The sequence below is a fragment of the Bradyrhizobium sp. CCBAU 65884 genome (assembly GCF_028128835.1).
In the GTDB taxonomy this organism is placed as follows: Bacteria; Pseudomonadota; Alphaproteobacteria; order Rhizobiales; family Xanthobacteraceae; genus Bradyrhizobium; species Bradyrhizobium ottawaense.
The window spans coordinates 165,114-182,386 of sequence record NZ_LBJU01000131.1 but is presented as its reverse complement, the minus strand read 5'-3'; the positions used below and the strand labels follow the sequence as shown (position 1 = coordinate 182,386).

General features: G+C 61.1%; 13 protein-coding genes. 6 read left to right on the top strand and 7 right to left on the bottom strand.

Going from position 1 to position 17,273, the window contains the following annotated elements; genetic code table 11:
* The first annotated feature begins 170 nt into the window (after positions 1–170).
* Complete coding sequence (locus XI03_RS34080; protein WP_038972560.1) at positions 171–1,292, top strand: acyltransferase family protein; 1,122 nt, start codon at positions 171–173, stop codon at positions 1,290–1,292.
* A gap of 24 nt (positions 1,293–1,316) precedes the next feature.
* On the opposite strand, the gene XI03_RS34075 is transcribed toward XI03_RS34080, so the two are convergent.
* The gene (locus XI03_RS34075) at positions 1,317–2,678 is read right to left on the bottom strand and encodes a polysaccharide pyruvyl transferase family protein (RefSeq protein ID WP_271594551.1); all 1,362 of its coding nucleotides are present in this window, start codon (positions 2,676–2,678) and stop codon (positions 1,317–1,319) included.
* 19 nt (positions 2,679–2,697) lie between these two features.
* The gene (locus XI03_RS34070) at positions 2,698–4,155 is read right to left on the bottom strand and encodes a lipopolysaccharide biosynthesis protein (RefSeq protein ID WP_038972558.1); all 1,458 of its coding nucleotides are present in this window, start codon (positions 4,153–4,155) and stop codon (positions 2,698–2,700) included.
* A 208-nt stretch (positions 4,156–4,363) separates the two neighbouring features.
* On the opposite strand from XI03_RS34070, the gene XI03_RS34065 reads away from it, so the two are divergent.
* Positions 4,364–5,521: a glycosyltransferase family 4 protein gene (locus XI03_RS34065; protein ID WP_271594550.1), complete on the top strand. Its 1,158-nt coding sequence runs from the start codon at positions 4,364–4,366 to the stop codon at positions 5,519–5,521.
* 21 nt (positions 5,522–5,542) lie between these two features.
* Here the strand turns inward: XI03_RS34065 and XI03_RS34060 are convergent, their stop codons facing one another.
* Genes XI03_RS34060 through XI03_RS34045 form a run of 4 tightly spaced genes read right to left on the bottom strand, consistent with a single transcriptional unit; the run spans position 5,543 to position 10,294 of the window.
* The gene (locus XI03_RS34060) at positions 5,543–6,634 is read right to left on the bottom strand and encodes an acyltransferase family protein (RefSeq protein ID WP_271594549.1); all 1,092 of its coding nucleotides are present in this window, start codon (positions 6,632–6,634) and stop codon (positions 5,543–5,545) included.
* Entirely contained in the window at positions 6,631–7,737 is a 1,107-nt protein-coding gene (locus XI03_RS34055; protein ID WP_028141804.1) for an acyltransferase family protein, read from the bottom strand. Before XI03_RS34055 ends, XI03_RS34060 begins: the two co-directional genes overlap by 4 nt.
* A 9-nt stretch (positions 7,738–7,746) precedes the next feature.
* Positions 7,747–9,084: a hypothetical protein gene (locus XI03_RS34050; RefSeq protein ID WP_028141805.1), complete on the bottom strand. Its 1,338-nt coding sequence runs from the start codon at positions 9,082–9,084 to the stop codon at positions 7,747–7,749.
* Between the two features lie 7 nt (positions 9,085–9,091).
* Positions 9,092–10,294 carry an acyltransferase family protein gene (locus XI03_RS34045; protein WP_271594620.1) on the bottom strand — a complete coding sequence of 401 codons (1,203 nt, stop codon included), beginning with the start codon at positions 10,292–10,294 and terminating at the stop codon, positions 9,092–9,094.
* 699 nt (positions 10,295–10,993) lie between these two features.
* Here XI03_RS34045 and XI03_RS34040 point away from each other — a divergent pair.
* The 3 genes from XI03_RS34040 (at position 10,994) to XI03_RS34030 (ending at position 14,443) form a co-directional block, all read left to right on the top strand.
* Positions 10,994–11,488, top strand: a complete 495-nt coding sequence (locus XI03_RS34040) for a hypothetical protein (protein ID WP_271594619.1) — start codon at positions 10,994–10,996, stop codon at positions 11,486–11,488.
* A 32-nt stretch (positions 11,489–11,520) separates the two neighbouring features.
* On the top strand, positions 11,521–13,752 hold the full coding sequence (locus tag XI03_RS34035; RefSeq protein ID WP_028141808.1) for a Wzz/FepE/Etk N-terminal domain-containing protein: 2,232 nt from the start codon (positions 11,521–11,523) through the stop codon (positions 13,750–13,752).
* Positions 13,753–14,155: 403 nt separating this feature from the next.
* Positions 14,156–14,443: a hypothetical protein gene (locus XI03_RS34030; protein WP_028141809.1), complete on the top strand. Its 288-nt coding sequence runs from the start codon at positions 14,156–14,158 to the stop codon at positions 14,441–14,443.
* A 43-nt stretch (positions 14,444–14,486) separates the two neighbouring features.
* On the opposite strand, the gene XI03_RS34025 is transcribed toward XI03_RS34030, so the two are convergent.
* Entirely contained in the window at positions 14,487–15,917 is a 1,431-nt protein-coding gene (locus XI03_RS34025) for an undecaprenyl-phosphate glucose phosphotransferase (RefSeq protein WP_038951074.1), read from the bottom strand.
* Between the two features lie 613 nt (positions 15,918–16,530).
* Here XI03_RS34025 and XI03_RS34020 point away from each other — a divergent pair.
* A complete protein-coding gene (locus XI03_RS34020; protein ID WP_050995698.1) occupies positions 16,531–17,268 on the top strand; it encodes a metallophosphoesterase family protein in 738 nt (245 codons plus the stop codon).
* The last annotated feature ends 5 nt before the right edge of the window (positions 17,269–17,273 follow it).

Sequence of the window (17,273 nt, the reverse complement as noted above, 5' to 3'; positions counted from 1 at the left end):
AAGAGGCAGAATTGGGACGATGAAGTCGTTCCCTTCCCGGACAAGATGGTCTCGAGGAACTCGAGGCCGACCGATCCGCGATCACGCCACCTTCCCCGCTCCATCCAGCGAACTTGCGTCACAATTCGTCTCTAGAAGCGAGACGAACCGCGCAAGGACTCCGAGGCCCGATGGAAGCAAGTGAAGCAAGACGTTTTGTCGTTCTCGACTTCTACCGCTTCGTCGCTGCGCTCGGGGTCTTCATCTTCCACCTGAAGCTGATCGACACGGGCATTTCGCCGGCCTGGAACGGGTCCTACGGCCTGTTCGTGGACATGTTCTTCATCCTGTCCGGCTTCGTGATCTCCTATTCCTACCCGTCCGATGCACGTGGCGTGGCGGCCTATTCCCGCTTCATGATCCGGCGTATTGCACGGATCTATCCGCTGCATCTGCTGAGCTTGCTCATCTTCGTGGTGCTCATCGGCGTCGGCCTGGAGCGCACGGCCCGCTCGACCCCGCTGGACTTCCTGTACAACCTTCTGCTGCTCCAGGCGTGGGGCGTCACCGACCATCTCAGCTTCAACTCGCCGTCCTGGTCGATCAGCGCGGAGTTCTTCTGCTATCTGATCTTTCCACTGCTGATGCTGCTTGCACGCAAGATGCAACCGATCGTGCTCGGCGCGATCGTGGCCGCGCTCTATCTGGTCCTTGCCCACGGCCATTTGCCGATCTGGCAGGAACGGTCGCAAATGTATGGCGCCAATTTCGATTACGGGATGCTCCGCGCACTGCCGAGCTTTCTGAACGGTATCCTGCTCGCCATTCTATTCCGGATGTCGCATCCCTACCGGCACAAGCGGATGATCTTCGCCGGCATCGGCACGTTCGGCCTCTCCGTGCTCGTCCTCAACGTCTTCGCCAAGCCGGACCTCGCCATCCTGCTGTTCTCCTGCGCCATCCTGCTCACTGCGGTCGGCGAAAGCGCCTTCAAGGAGTTTCCGGGCGCCCGCCTGCTCGGAAGGCTCGGCAACACCTCATATGCGATCTACATGCTGCACGATGCCATCCTCATTGCCGTGTTCAAGCCGTTGTGGATCTGGCTCGGACTGCGTCCCGATCAGTTCGGCCTCTTCGCCCTGGCGTGCTGTGCGGTCCTGACCATCGCCGCGGACCGCACCTACGCCTATTTCGAGAATCCGGCGCGGCGCTTCATCAACCGCTGGGCCGACATTGGTGCCACGTCCTCGCGCAAGCCGGCCGCAGCCGACACCCCCGTGCGCTTTGAAAACACCGAGCGGGCGGTCAACTGACGTCTGCCGGCGACATAAGGGCGTTCAGGCGACCTTGCCGCCGGCCTCCTGCACCGTCCGCATCGCGCTCTCGCCCAGTAGCGGTGCGATGTTGGCGCGGGACAGCTCCATGACATCCGGCAGCATCTGACGTACCTTCTCACCGACGGCTTCGTGCGCGCCAAGGAACTGCAGCACAAACTTCTCAAAACTGTCGTCGACCAGGAATTGGGCCGGCGACAGCAACAGCGATTCGCTGACGCCAAAGTGCGCAAACAGGCCCTGGAACTTGTCCTGATAGGTAATCGCTGCGACGGGCGTTCCCTGCCCCAGCGCCGCGATCGCCAGATGCATGCGGCCGGTGATCACGCCGTCGACCAGACCGACAACGGCCTTGATCTCGCCCGCCGACAGCGCCTGATCGACATGATGCACGTGATCGCCGAGCGTGGGCTTCAGGCGGTCCGCCAGCGGCCGTAGGCAATTGTCGTCGGCGATCTCGGGGCGGTAGTCGTGAGCGAGCAACAACCAGCTTGCATTGTGCTCGCGAGACAGCCGCTCCATGGCGCCCGCGGCGAGCTCTATCATTTGCCGCAGCTTGGCCGGCTCCGGCTTCCTGAACAACATCGGATGAATGTTGAAGACGAAGACCTTGCGACCCTGCTCGCGCTGTCGCGCGATCGTCGCCGCGATCTGCTTCACCGCGGCCGTATCCGCCCGCGGCGTCAGCATGAACGCCGCATCGGCGACCAGATGGGCGCGTTTCCGGGCAAAATCGTCGAAACGCTGGAGAGATATTGTATCGCGCAGATTCAGGACCACGCCCGGGTCCAGCAGCCGGAACACCTCGCGCAGCGCCTTCGCGGGCCGGGAGTTGAAACTGAAGCCGAGCACGCTGACCTTGGCGCCGAACGCAGCCATCAAGTCTGCAACGAGCAGCATGCGCGCGGCATCCACCGGCGAATAGTAGCCGTCGAGCACGTCGGCCCCCAGAACCAATCCGAAATCCGGCCTGGTGAGCGACAGCTCCTGCGCCACGGTCTCGTATGAGAACGGCTGTCGCCAGAGTTCGAGCGGCTTGAAACCCATCGCGCGCACGTCCGCACTGGCCGTTGGCGTCGCGGTGACGATGTAGATCTCGAGGTTCGGATAGGTCCGCTTCACCTCCCCGGTGGCCGCTTCGATCATCGCCTCATCGCCCCGCGACTGACGAACGCTCCAGGGATCGGAAGGCAGCACGACGAGCCGGCGCGGATCGTTGCGCGGCGCGACGTTGACGCCGACGTCTCTCCGGGCGATCTGCCACCTGCGCAGTTCGAGCAGATCGAGTGCCAACGGCGTATTCTTCGCGCTGTTGAGCCAGCCTCGGAGCTGCCTGCGTACGGGCACCGGGATCAATTGCTTCACGACGTCCTCCTCGTCTTCATCAGGCGGTCGCACCGCGCTTCACGACGAAATCAATCAGGGAAAGGAGCTGCTTCCGCCAGAACAGCAGAATGCCCGTCAAATAGGTCGCGCCAAAACAGGACGCCAGCAGTCCAATCCGCAAATAGGGATTCATGCCCGGCGTCGCCTCCCGGCACAGCACGACCGCGCCGTAAGCCAGAACGATGGCGCAAAGGCATCCCGCAATGGGGCGCAGAAACTGGCTCCAGCTCAAGCCCAGCAGCCGGAGCGCCAGCGCAAACGTGACGGGGGTCACCACGAGCTGCGAGAATGCGAAGATCGTGGCCAGTTGACCAATGTCGCGTGAGGGCAGCAGGAACATTGCCGGCACGACCGTACAGAATTTGAGAATGTTGAGCAGAAAGACGTAGTTCGGTTTGCCCAGAGCGCCAAAATAGGCGCTGTTGACGAACTGCACCGTCTGGACCGCGCCAATCAGCATCAGCGGCCGCATCACCGCTTCGCTGCCACCCCACTTCGCACCGAACAGCAGCAGGGAGAACTCCGGCGCGATCGCCGCGAGGAGCACGAAGACCGGAGATCCGATCAGTGCGCCGAGACTGACGCTGCGCAAATAGGCGCCCGCGATGCGGTCCCGCTCGTGCGCGATTTTGGACAAGGCGCTCAGCGCCACGTCCATGACCGCCTGGGTGAGCAACTGCATCAGGATGATGTAGACCCTCGCGCCGACCGTGTAGATGCCGAGGGCGGCGACGCCATAGAGCGACAGGATGATCATGTCGATCGTCCGAACGATGGCGAAGTCCAGCAGCCTGTTCAGCATGACGTGGATGCTGTAGCCGGAGAGCTCGCGAAAGCTCTTCAGATCGTAGCCGCGCATCGGCAACCATCGCGGCTGGCTCCAGAGCCACAAGCCGCTGATCGCGCTCTGAACGACCACCTGGATCACGAGGCTGAGGGCGCCAAACCCTGCATAGGCACAGGCGATTCCCACGACGCCGGAGATGGCTGTCGCCACCATGGTCCTGACTGCGAGCACCCGAAAATCCATCTGGCGCTTGTAGAGCGCCTCCTGGAACAGGGTCGCGGTGCCGATCGGAAGCGAGAGACTGGCGGCCGTCAGCAGCGGCGCGAGCCCCTTCACGTCGAACCAATGCTCGATATGCGTCGCGAGCAATGCGATCAGAACGGCCAGGAGCACTGAGGCTGCAAACGAGCAGAAGAACGGCAGCGTCACATCGGCGGGCTCGAGCGTCCGCCGCTGGATCAATGCATCACCGAAGCCGAATTCCGCGATGGAGCTCAAAAGCAGCAGGATGAAGGCGACCAGCGCCGCAAGTCCGAAATCCGCGGGATCGAGCAGCCGCGCCAATACCAGGAACAGCACGAACGACAATGCGCGGCCGCCCCAATTCTGCGCGAGCGACCAAAACAGCGCCACCACGACCTGATGTTGCCTGCCTCGAGTGACGTTCATCAACAATTCGACCCAATTCCGATCCAGACGACGCGGCAATGATGATGACACGCCACCGCTTGTCGCCGCTCACAACGGCGACTGATTGCTCGCTACAATACGACGGAGTGATGGCAATCAGATGAGCGCCATCACGATTCCGATTTAGAGTGGAAGTGAGTTCAAATCGTGGACTACACTCCAATCGCTCTCTGCGATGTGATGCAAAATGGATGCCTTGATGAATTCGCCGGCCCCGCGTTCTCTCCGTAGCTCCAAACGCTTGCGCGTGGCGATTTACGCCCCGCATTTTGCGGAATATTCCTATCGGCTCGCTTCGGGATTGGCTCACCATTGCGACGTCAGGCTCGTGCTCAACCGCAAGGACGCCAACCAGCAATGGGAACTGGCCGACATCGCCGTGGCGGCTCCCTTCGAGACCCGGGTTCGCGATTTGAGCCTGCGCCGCGGTGGCGTGATTGGCATCCCGGCTTCTTTCCTCGACATAATTTCGTTTCGTCCGGACGTCGTTCATTGTCACGAAGTTCCGGAGATCTATACGTCCAAGCTGATTCAGTTCCTTCGACCCCTCGGCATTCCCCTGGTGCTGACAGTTCACGATGCTATCCCGCATTCGGAAGGCGGCTCCGGCACCTCGCCGCGTGAAGACGCCTGGCGCGGGCACATGCGTGCCGCCGCGTCGATCGTCACGACGCATGGCGAGAGCTGTATTGCGGATTTTCGTCGCGCCTCGCCCGACTTCAAGGGCGGAACGGTCTCAAGCATGCACGGCGTGCTCATGGTTCCACCGGCCCGAGATGCGGTCACCGCGCCCGAAGCCGCTCGCATCCTGTTTTTTGGACGAATGTGGGCCTACAAGGGCCTCGACGTCTTCATCGACGCGATAGACATGTTGGCCCGGCGCGGTGTGGCGCATGAGGCGATCGTCGCCGGGCGCGGCCCCGAGATGACACGGCTCGGCGCGCGGATGGAAGCGATGCCGACGGTCAAGACCATCAACGCCTACATTTCACCCGCGGACACCGGACAGCTGTTTCAATCCGCCACCGTGGTCGCCTTGCCCTACAAGGATGCAACACAGAGCGGTGTGCTTGCCTCCGCTTACGGCAATTCTCGTCCCGTCGTTGCCAGCGCCACCGGCGGCATTCCCGACGTCGTCACCGACGGAGTCAACGGGCTGCTGGTTCCTCCAGGGGATGCCGCTGCATTGGCCGATGCACTCGAACGCGTGCTGACCTCCAAGCCGCTTGCCGCGACATTGACGGATGGCGCACGGCAAACCGCGGCCGGCATCCTGAACTGGGACCACATCGCCGAACAGCTGCTGGGGTCCTATCACAAGCTCGCAGGCCGTACCGTGAGCTGACCGCGACGGGCACGCGGTCGCTCAAACCGATTGCCCGACCTTCAGCGGTCGAAAGAACATGCCGCGGATCGCGCCGTCCAGCAGGCGCCTCAACCTGACCTCGATCAGCTCATAACTGATCGCGCTTGCAACCAATGACATCACCAGCCCAAGCACGATGAAGGCTGCCCACAGCAGCCAGCGATCGACGCCGGCGGCGACCAGCTTCAGGCCGATCACCTGCAGGGGAAAGAGCACGAAGGGATGCACGAGATAGAGGCTGTAGCTGATCTTGCCGACATATTGCAGTGCCGGGGCACTCAGAGCCCTGCCCAGGCCCGACTCCGGAGCAAGCACCATGCCGAACAGCAGGAATCCGGGAAGGAGTCCCACGAACGGGTGAAACAGCACCAAGCTCGCATACAGGGCGGCTGCGCAGGCGAGGCCCGCGAGCAGGCCGACCCGTCCGGGAATGGAGATGCGAAACCCGGTGGCGCTGAACAGCATGCCGATGCAGAAGAACGCCGTGATCGGCCAGTGCATCAGGCAAGCCAGACCCAGCAGGATCAGGGGCGCCGCCAGCAGCTTCCCCCCGCCGCGCCACATCGAGAATGTCAGCGCAAACCAGATGTAGAACGCCCACTCGTAGGTCAGTGTCCAGGCATTCTGCTGGGCAATGGGCAAGCCAAGCGCGTCCTGCACGAAGAAAAGATTGGCCGTGAAAATCCCGAGATAGCTGGTCAGATCGATGCCACGGAAGAACTTGTAGCCGACGATCGGACCTATCGCGAACAGCGCAAGATGCAGGACCACGAACACCGGCATGATGCGCAGGACGCGATCGAAGAAGAACCGCGGCAGCGAGCCGTGCCGCACCAGGCTCGCCGGGATCAGGAAGCCGCTGATCATGAAGAACAGCTCGACGCCATGCCCGCCGACATTGATGACCGATTGCAGCCAGAGCCAGAGCGGCGGCAGGAAGCCGGGATCCGGGATGTCGTACATGCCTCCCTTCGGCATGTCGTAGAAATGATCCATCAGCACGCTCAGCGCGGCAATCCCCCGAAGCCCCTGGACCGAGGGAACGAACGATCCGTCGTAGGCGGCGCCCGGCTGGTGCAGCGCGCTACTCACTCTGCAGCACCCTGGGTACTGAGGACGGGCTCAAGAACGACCTTTTTTCGCCGTGCTGATCGGAACCTTTGTCCGAAGGCGATGCTGGGCTTCTCGACGAATGTAAACGTCATCCAGCTGACGAGGATCGACAACGCCAGGATCAGGGTCATGAAGATCGACCATCCGAGCGGCCCGTCGCCGAACCAGACGAGGCGATGGATGAAGACGAGCACGAACGGCGACATCAGGTAGACCGAATAGCTGATCACGCCGACGAATGCCATCGGCCGCCACGCCATTCTCTCACCGAACACGGCAAAGCCGATGAAGACGAGCGCCGCGCAGACATAGGCCGATGCGATCGAATAGCTGTAGAAGAAGTTCTCGTGGTACACGCCTCCGAACCGCCGGTCGGCCAGCGTGATGGCGAAGATCGCATACAGGAGCGTGCAGACCGCCACGTGGGACCATCGCAGCTTTCCGCCGATGACGGTGTCGCGGATGATCTTGCCCAGGAACATCGCCGACAGATTTAGCCCGACCTCCATCACCGAGGAAACCGCCCTGTTCTCCACCAGGAGCGCAGCGGTGGTTCCGACCAGCGCGGCCGCAACGACGATCGTCACCGCCGTGAAGCGCCGGTTCAGCAGCCCCATCGCAAACAGAATGGTGCATCCGACATAGAACAGCAGCTCGATCGCCAGCGTCCAATAGAACACCCAGAGGTTCGGGACGTTCACGAAGGTCTGCAACATCGTCACGTTCGCGGCGATCTGCCCGAGCGGATAGATCTTCGAATCCATCAGCTGCATCGTCACGAGCCCGACCACGAGCGAGGTCCAGTAGGCCGGGTAGAGCCGGAAGAAGCGGCTGATCGAAAAATCCCGCACGGGTGTGGCGCTGTCCGGGAAGCTGAACGGAATGACGAAGCCGCTGACGAAGAAGAACAACACCACGCCGAACCGGCCAAAGTTCATGTAGTAGCCGAACAAATCGTGGATGGGCCAGTAATAGGCGCCCGTCGGGTGCTTCTCGACGATCACCTCGAACACATGCTGGACCAGGACCGACAACACGGCAATGCCGCGCAGCGTGTCGATAAATGCGAGCCGTTTATGCATCGTTCGTTCTCACCTGCTTCCGCTCGCCGCCGGTATGTCCGGGCGGAAGCCTTCCAAAGACGGCATCGGCGGCCGCATGACGATCGGCACGGCGTCGCCCGCCCGTGCGGAGGCCGCGCGGCGCGAAAACACGTCGCTGAAGCTCAATGCGATGATCAGGAGGCCGGACGCCGGGCCGTAGTTCAACACCGTGATCGTGAACAGGTTGACGACGAAGATCAGCGTCAGCTTGTACACGTCGGTCGCGCCGAATGTCGCCCTGAACACCATCACCATGAACGCGACGAACGGCAGACCGAACATCAGGTAGGTCCCGATGTAGAAATTGTCGACGGGCACCCAGAAATGCGCGAGCGGCGAGAACAGCTTCTGCGGATAGTTGAAGCAGCCCGCGCCGCAGCCCGTCACCAGACCGATCGGCATGAGCTGGTTCATGTAGACGAACGGCAACTGCCAGCTGTTGTTGATGCGATCGACGATGCTGAACAGGGTCGAGTGCGGGACGGCGGCGGTGCCGGAAGCGATCACGATCATGAAGAACGGAACGAAGATCGCGGCAAAGGACCATTGCGCGATGCCCCTGATTGCGGGAAAGCGCGACTTCTCCGGCAGCATACGCACGAACACGAGCAGGATCAGATAGAGCACGAGGACGATCATCGTCGTCTTGCTCGTGGTCAGCTTGATGACATAGACCGCGAGCGAGCCGAACAGAAGGCACCACGTCGTGCTCTTGCGAATCGAGGTGATCGCGAACGACACGAGAATGAAGAAGGCGGCCATGGTGTTGTCGGCCGCAAAACCCATGAGCCGCTGGTCGTCGCCGCCATAGGCCCACCACAGCCGGCCCGCCTCCCGAACCGCGCCAAAGGACTCATATTTATACCCGACCCAGGGCATGAGGTAGAACTTCGTCAGCAACACCCCGATGACCGAGAGGTAGAAGGTCACGGCGATGACCGACAGCAGCTTCTTGTACGAGCCGAGACTCGCATCACAGAAGCAGAAGCCGACGAACACCGGCAGCATCATCTTGAAGGACGAGATCGCTGCGTTTGCCGTTCCCATCATGAAATAGCCAAGCACGAGCGACAGCATGATCTGGACCAACACCAACAGGGCCAGGGTGCTGCGATTGCGCAGGATGCAATGCACGATGAACTGGATCAGACACGCAAGCGCGACCGCATCGGGCAGATACCAGAGCGCATCCATGTGATAGATGCTGGTGTAATAGCGGATCACGCCACCAAAGGCGTCGCGGACCAGATAGACCCCGAGCGCGATCGCCTCGATGCTGAGGCTGATCAGGATCAGTCGCGGCCGTTGCAGTGCGAGGATGCTCATGACCGACTCAGTTCGTCAGCCGCGCCGACGGCGCGGGGGATCGCGCGAAATCCCGACGGCTTCCGAGCACATTTCGCATGAACCTGCCGCCGGGAATTTCGATGTAGAGATAGGTGAAGTGCGAGACCGCTAGCACAGCAGCCAGTGAGACGACGAGATTCAGCGTGGCCGGCAGGCCTGCCCAGACCGAATCCAGCGCGGCGATCCGCCCCGCCCCCACTGCCCGCACGAAATATTCAGCGAGCAGCACCACGAGCGCGTGCACCATATAGATGGAGTAGGAACGTTTCCCGAGCCAGACCAGCGGCCCGGCCACCAGCATCCGCGGCACCAGCAGCGCATCCGGAAAGGCCAGCAAGCTGCCGAGGAAGATCGCGAACGTCACCGGCGCGAGGAAGGTCGCCGCAGGATTGGTCTCCGCCAGGGACACCAGAGCGATGCTGGCGATCATGGCGGCGAACTGCAGCACGCCCTGCACGGCAGGGCCCGGCTTGACCGGCAGGCGATCGACGATCCTCACCGTCAGCACGCCCAGGAAGAAGCTCACGAAGCAGCGCAGGATGCCGAAGTCGGTCTGAAGCCCGAGGCTCCTCTTGTCCAGCACGAAGATGATGAAGACCAGACTGCTAATCGCAAGGGCTCCACAGAGGACGTAGAACCAGAGCAGGGAACGCATGCGCTGGGCCAGCAGCACGATCAGGCCAAACACCAGATATGTGTAGAACTCGACGCTGATGCTCCAGCTCGGCGCATTCCAGCTGAGATAATCGATGAACCCCATCGAATGCAGCAGCAGGACGTTGAGACCGAAGGAATAGGCATTGTTCACTTCGAACGCCGCCGGCGCGGCCACCACGACACCGGCCATGACCAGACCGATCCGCAGGAGGCGAAACAGAAGATTTGCCATCAGCATGACGATATGCAGCGGATAGACCCGCGCCAGGCGCCGCGCCATGAACTCACGCAGCGAGAAGCGCCCGAAGTCGCTCTCGACGTAGCTGAGCGACATGACGATCCCGCTGAGAACAAAGAACAAGTCGACCAGCAGCCAGGAGCTTCTGAAGAACGAGCAATTGATCCACGCATTGTGCGGGAACGCCGCGAGGAAAGTCGGCATCAGCAGGAGATGGTGAATCACCACCGACGTCGCGGCGATCCCCCGAATGCTATCGAGCGGCAGGACATGCGCCTTCTCACGATGAACCATCTCCGTCACATCAACATTCCGTAGCTATTGCACCGCAGCAGTGTGTATCAGGTCTTGCGCGTGTTCAATCTCTGCGATCGCGGACTCGCATTCGACGCATGAGGGTCGACGATAATTTCAACGCTCGCAGATCATTCGGACATGCGAGCGCCAAGTTCACGCCACTTTTTGCTTGAGATCGACATGCGTCGGCGCGCAAATCAATTCGGTCGTGATGATTGCGAGTATTTGCGTGCAAAGTGTGCGCGAAATTCGGCGCTGTTGCGATCAAGCCGACCGCGAAGACGTTGATCTCTCCGCAAGCACGATGCCCACATATCGCACTGATAATTTTTCGCAAGCGGGGAACAATGAGTCGCGTGACGACTTGTGTCGGTTTTGCGACGCATGCTCGCGACCCTTCGACTTTCAACGCCTCTTATGTTTTCAGTTTGCAACATTCCTAGGCGCCAGCGTGCCGATCTCGCAGGCATTGCAGATCTTCATTTTTGCAACCGACCGAAACAGGCAATGCACGCGTTGTCTCACCGAGCACGCGCACGCTGCTTTTGCGTCGCACAAAAATTGACACAGTTGCCTGCCAAGTTTCACGTGTTCTCCTATTGCAACAGGGAGCAAGGGACACAGATGGGTTGCGGACTAACACGTCGTCTTGCGAGATCGCGATGGCTACCGATCATCTTGGCAGCTTCTGCCTTGATGGTGGCGAGCATCGATGCTTGCCGCGCCCAGTGTGTCGAATTTACGGATCGTGCCTCGCAGCTCCAACTCGACACGTTCGTAAAATCGCCCTCCTCGCTTCTGGAACAGCTGCGCAATGACAAGGAGAAGCTGAGATATCGGCTCGCCACCTTTATCGCCACGAACCCGTCGGTGTTGCCGTCCGTGCAGGCCCTCATCTCGGCGTCGAGTTCAACCGACCGTTCAGCCATTGGCGCCGCGTTGAGGATCGCCGAAGGGCGGTGCACGTCGACGAAGCCGGACGCTGCGCGCAAGATCAGGGATTTCACGCAGCGGATCGGCGATCTCAACGTGCAAGCAGGCTATGCCGCCGCCGGCGAGGACGCCTCCGGCGCCCAGGCCCAATCCCAAGACAAGGGCCGTGCGCAACCGCCCCGAGGCGGGGCGCTGCTCGACGGCGAGTGGAAGACCAAGCTGGCCAACCCGTTCAAGCCCGTCCCCCTTCCGAATTGATCAGCGATCGTCAAAAGGCAGCGAATTAACAAATGTATCAGCCTAGAGAACATTTTCCGTCGGGTCACAGATTCGGCATCGAATTCGGCGGAGCAGTCCTCAGCTTCGAACGCGTGGCCGATGTCCTGCGCCGGCAATGGCCGATCATCGCGGTGTGCACCGGCGCTTCGCTGGCGCTGGTGATCGTCTATCTGATCATGGCGCAACCCATGTACACGGCGAATGCCCGCATCATGATGGATACCCGTCAGGCGCAGGTGCTGGACAAGGACAGCAACGCCAACAGCGCCCTCATCGATACCGGATACGTCGACAGCCAGGTCGAGGTCATCAACTCGGACGACCTGATCCTCTCGGTGGTCCGTCGCCTGAAACTGACGGACGATCCGGAGTTCAATGGCTCCAATCCGGGTTTACTTTCCATCGTCCTCGGCAAGTTCATGTCGTTGTTCGGCACCGGAGAACCGGCGTCGCAGGAGCGACTCGAGCATGCCGTGGTCGAGCAGGTTCAGAAGAACCTGAGGACGGAACGTGTCCTGACGACCTATGTCTTGTCGCTGAACTATCGCTCGCGAAGCCCTGACAAGGCCGCCAAGATCGTCAACGCCGTCGCCAGCGCCTACCTTGTCGGCGCCCTGGAAGCCAAATATCAGTCGACCAAGCGGGCGACCGAATGGCTTCAGCAGCGCAGCATCGAGCTGAGCGAGCAGGCAACCGCCAGCGACCGTGCCGTGCAGACCTTCAAGGCCGAAAACAACATCGTCGGAACCAGCCGCGGCCTGATGTCCGAACAGCAATTGTCGGACCTCAACACCCAGCTGGTTCAAGCGCGGGCGTCGACGGCCGAAGCCAAGGCCCGGCTCGACCGGATCACCGCGATTTCGGACCAGGACGTCGCACAATCGACGGTGACCGATGCTCTCAACAACTCGGTCATCACCCGCCTGCGCGCGCAATATCTGGACCTCCAGGCCCAGTATGCCGACTGGTCCCGGCGCTATGGCAAGCAACATCTTGCTGCGGTCAATCTGGCCAACAAGATGGAGGAGCTGCGCAAGAACATCGCCGACGAGCTGCATCGGATCGGCGACGCCTATCGCAGCGACTATGAGATCGCAAAGAGCCGGGAAGCCTCGCTCGAGAAGAACGTAAAGGAACTCGTCGCCCAGGCCGGCGATACCGGCCAGGCCGCAGTCAAGCTGCGCGATCTCGAAAGCGCCGCGGACACCTACCGCAACCTCTACAACAACTTCCTCGAGAAGCTGCAGAGCGCCACGCAGAACCAGAGCTTTCCGCTCAGCGAGGCGCGCCTCATCAGCACCGCCGCCAAGCCGGATCGCAAGAGCTCGCCGCGCACGGTGCTGGCGCTGGTGGGAGGCCTGGTGGGTGGCCTCTGCCTCGGCTTCGGCGCCGCCTTTGCCCGTGAACTGCTCAGCGACGTGTTGCGGACCCCCGGCGAGGTCGAGGACGAGCTCGGCGTGAAGTGCCTCGGGGTCCTGCCGGACATTCGTCCGCCGACGAAGACCGGCGCGTTGCTATCCACGTCCGGGAAGACCGGTCCACCCGATCTGTCCCGCTACGTCGTCGACCATCCATTCTCGCGATTTGCCGAGACGTTGCGCAATATCAAGGTGTCGATCGACGTTGCGCGCCTGACCCGCGAGATCAAGGTGATTGGCATCGTCTCGTCCCTTCCCAAGGAAGGAAAGACGACGGTGGCGGCCAACTTCGCCCAGTTGATCGCCCTCACCGGGCATCGCACGGTCCTGATCGACGGCGATCTGCACACGCGCTCGCTCACGCGGGAGCTCGCGCCGAACGCCAAGAGCGGACTGGTAGAGGCGCTCAGCGATCCGGCCAGCCTCGGCTACCATGTGCAGCGAAGCAAGGAAACAGGCCTGGATTTCCTGCCGTCCGTCGTGGCCTCCCGCATGGTCAATTCGGCCGACGTCATTGGATCGAAGGCGATGGCCGATCTGCTCAAGGTGCTGAAGGAGCACTATGAGTACATCGTGATCGATCTTGCCCCGGTGATGCCGGTGGCGGATTCAAAGGCCGTCAGCTTCCTGATCGATGCCATGGTTTATGTGATCGAGTGGGGGCAAACGACACGAAGCGCCCTTCAGGAGTCGGTTTCCGGGTCGGAAGTCCTGCAGAAGAAATTGCTCGGCGCCGTGCTCAACCGCGCCAACCCGAAGATGCTCAAGCGCATCGAGGCGTACAAGGGCAAGCACCACAACAGCTACTACGTCGAGCATGCCTAGGCGGAGGCGCGGCAGGCCGCGCCCAGCCGATTTCTAAAGACGACGGGCCCGCTGCCATTTGGCAGCGGGCCAATTTTTTGCGTTCTTCGAAACTAGCGCCTGAAGAGCAGCGAGTGCGCCTTCGCACACACGAACGGAGGATTGCGCCGAGCCCACCTCGGACTGCCGAGGCCTCCGTATTCGCCCGGAATCCACAACTTGCAGTTATTGCTCTAGCCAAAAGCAAGGATTGACGAAGGCTGCGATGGCTAGGACAGTGCGCCAATTGGCAACCATTCATCGGCAAGACGAGACAATCCGGTCCTCGACGCTTCAAAATGCTGAAACTTTGGGCATCTTTCTTTCTGGGTTCCCTGAGGCTAACCTCGGCTGATATTTGTCGTTCATTTCCGGCGGGCTCGGAATGCTGATCGTCCTGACGATTTTGACTATTTGGGTTCTGCTCAACATCCTGTTCGTGTTGATCGTGGTTCCCCCACGCAAGCCGCGTCCGCAGCCAATGGCGACGACGCTCTCACCCGCGCCCATCGACCCGAGTCAAAGGGAAATCGAGCAGGACGAACCCTTCTCGATCCGCCATGTCATCGTTTCCGTTGCGATGGGGGCTTTCTTCGTGCTGGTGCCGCCGTTGCTTGCCTTGCGCGACGCGATCATGCGGCTCTTCAGCAGGTCGTCGAGAGACGGAACCTGATCCCTTAAGCTGGCAGGTTCCGGACAGTGAAGAAATCAAACGACTAGTAAGCTTCCTGGAACATCACTGCGGACGCCGTCCGGGCCATAATCTTCAGGTCGAGCCAGATACTCCAGTTGCTAACGTACCAGACGTCATATTCGACCCGCTTCTCCATCAGATCGATCGTCGGCGTTTCCCCCCTGAAGCCGTTCACCTGGGCCCAGCCGGTCAGGCCCGGCTTCATGTGATGGCGGTAGACATACTTGCTGATGATCTCGTCATAGTAATTGTCATGGGCCAGCGCGTGCGGACGCGGTCCAACCAGCGACATGTCCCCGCGCAGCACGTTCCAGAGCTGCGGCAGTTCGTCGATGCTCGTCATACGAAGGAAGCGCCCGATCTTGGTGACCCGAGCATCCCGCTTGGTCGCCTGGGCAATCGTTTCGCCGTTCTCGCAGACGGTCATGCTCCGGAACTTCCAGATCTCGAACGGCCTGCCATTGAAGCCGCGGCGCGACTGGCGGAATATGACGGCTCCCGGGGAATCCAGCTTGATCAGCACGGCAACGGTGAGCAGCAGCGGCGTCAAGATTACGAGCGCGAACAGGGCCACGCCGACGTCGAGACAGCGCTTTTGCAGCCGTTCGAGAATGGTGAGAGGCGGCCGCTGGATTTCGACCGCTACGGTTCCGCTGACCGGCAGGAAGGGACGAGCCACCAGATCGGCGACCGGATCGTCCGGCAGCAGGCGTATCGGCTGGGGGACGGCGCGCAGATATGGCCCGAGCTTGCGGAGCATCGGCAATTCGTTCCAGTCGATCGCAAGCAGGTATTCATCGACGTCGGCCGAGCGCGACTGACGGATCACGTCGCGAATCTGCCGCTCCCAATGGCCATCATCCCGGTCGTCGCCGAGCACGAAATGGCGCGTGACGTCGAAGCCATTCCGCCGCAGGTCCTTGAAGCGGCTGGAGGTGAAGTCGAGCGGCTTGAGGCTGAGCAGGATCACCTTGCGATCGACCAACCGGCTTCGCGCAAAGCTCGTGCCGAACACCGCCTGCCAGACGAAGCGCAGGCTGACCAAACCAAGTCCGCCGATCACGGCGAACACGATGACGGTGCCGCGGGACAGATTGTCGGTCGATTTCAGCAGGAACGCCGCAACAGCAAGGATCGTCAGCGACGTCAGCCAGATTAACACGGCCTTTCGAAGCTGCCAGACGATGTTGAGCAGCCGGTGCGTGGCATAGACGTCCCGGAAATAGGCGACTGCGACGAACACCACGCCGACAAACAACCCCGCTCCCACCGAAGCGCCGTCGGTGGGCGAAGCGACGGCGGCGCCGTACAGCGAAGCCCCGGCGGCATAGCTCAACAAGATCAGCAGAAAGTCAGCCGCCATGACGACGATCTGAAATGGCCTCTGAAGAGCGCCACCTCGCGTCGACGACAGCGCGTGAGCGTTTTCAGAACCATAAGTTGCAACAGCCATTCGAACCTCTGCCTATCGAGAGTGTGCCTGACGCTCATCGTGATGCTGAAGACTCGTCACTGCCCCGCACGGAAAGTGTTGAGTGATCGCAGCGACATTGTGGCGTTGCACGCAAAACTTTTGCGGCGCACGGATCATGCGTCGTGTTGAAATGCGCAGCGAAATTCGACGCGCTGAAAATGTCGTCACAGTGATGACATACGAGCGAACGCGTTGCCCTATTTTGAATCAAGTTCCACGTCCATCGCGATGCTTGGCCATCGCGCGAGCGCCTCTTCGCTCATCTTTCAGGCGATGCGATCCTTCGACGAAGCACAATGAGTCATTTGCGAGAATTTCGATGATTTTCTATCTGGGCGTGCGACGCGAAATTGCGCCCAGGCATGCATCTTTGCTGCACGCTCGCCTTCAGCGATGCAATTCCCGCGGGCCGCGCCATTCGCGCTGCCGATTGCCGAACAAGGTCGGCAAAAAATGCCGCCCTTCTTTTGGCGTGATCGAGCCGGAGAACAAGGACGCTCCTTCACCGAATTCACGTCGTTCGTGTTAGATGGAAGCTCTCCGGTGCCGGCGACTTGGGGAAATTTTTCAACCACCCGATCGATTGAGCGCCATGATATCTCTCGCCCGACCACGCCCGCCTATTCCCAAACCGCAATTGCCGGAGGGAGTCCGCATCTATGCGATCTCGGACATTCACGGCTGTGCACATTTGCTCCAGCCGATGTTGCGGGTGATCGACGCCGACGTCGCCTGCAGCCGGCCGCGCTACGCGGTCGAGGTCTTCATGGGCGATTACATCGATCGCGGCCCGGATACGCGCTCCACCCTCGACGTCCTGATCGAACGGAGCCGCCGGGGCAACGCAGTCTTCCTCAAAGGGAATCACGAGGCATTTCTGGTGAGGGTGTTCGAAGATCCCTCATTATTCGAGGATTGGATTGCCGTCGGCGGGACCCAGACACTGATGTCCTACGGGCTTGCGCCGCCGGACCTGAAGCGCGACGAGCCGGCATCGATCATGCGCGATCTGATTCGGGCGATGCCCACCGAGCATCTGGAATTCCTCGACAATCTGCGGCTGAGCTTCAGTTGCGGGGACTTCTTCTTCGTTCACGCCGGCGTTCGCCCGGGCGTTCCGCTGGCCGAGCAGACGGAGCGCGATCTGCTCTGGATTCGCGAAGAGTTCCTGCGCAGCGAGGAGCAATTCGGCAAGTATATCGTGCATGGCCATACGCCGGTCCGTAGTGCCGAATTCATGGCGAACCGCGTCAACATCGACACCGGTGCCTATGCGACCGGTAACCTCACCCTGATGAGCATCCAGGGCAGCCGCATGCTCGCGGTATGACGTGC

Bases quoted from the DNA above. Each gene is read 5' to 3' on its own strand.
- XI03_RS34080 (WP_038972560.1), top strand. From the start codon at position 171: ATGGAAGCAAGTGAAGCAAGACGTTTTGTCGTTCTCGACTTCTACCGC.
- XI03_RS34070 (WP_038972558.1), bottom strand. From the start codon at position 4,155: ATGAACGTCACTCGAGGCAGGCAACATCAGGTCGTGGTGGCGCTGTTT.
- XI03_RS34065 (WP_271594550.1), top strand. From the start codon at position 4,364: ATGGATGCCTTGATGAATTCGCCGGCCCCGCGTTCTCTCCGTAGCTCC.
- XI03_RS34055 (WP_028141804.1), bottom strand. From the start codon at position 7,737: ATGCATAAACGGCTCGCATTTATCGACACGCTGCGCGGCATTGCCGTG.
- XI03_RS34050 (WP_028141805.1), bottom strand. From the start codon at position 9,084: ATGAGCATCCTCGCACTGCAACGGCCGCGACTGATCCTGATCAGCCTC.
- XI03_RS34045 (WP_271594620.1), bottom strand. From the start codon at position 10,294: ATGGTTCATCGTGAGAAGGCGCATGTCCTGCCGCTCGATAGCATTCGG.
- XI03_RS34040 (WP_271594619.1), top strand. From the start codon at position 10,994: ATGGTGGCGAGCATCGATGCTTGCCGCGCCCAGTGTGTCGAATTTACG.
- XI03_RS34035 (WP_028141808.1), top strand. From the start codon at position 11,521: ATGTATCAGCCTAGAGAACATTTTCCGTCGGGTCACAGATTCGGCATC.
- XI03_RS34030 (WP_028141809.1), top strand. From the start codon at position 14,156: ATGCTGATCGTCCTGACGATTTTGACTATTTGGGTTCTGCTCAACATC.
- XI03_RS34025 (WP_038951074.1), bottom strand. From the start codon at position 15,917: ATGGCTGTTGCAACTTATGGTTCTGAAAACGCTCACGCGCTGTCGTCG.
- XI03_RS34020 (WP_050995698.1), top strand. From the start codon at position 16,531: ATGATATCTCTCGCCCGACCACGCCCGCCTATTCCCAAACCGCAATTG.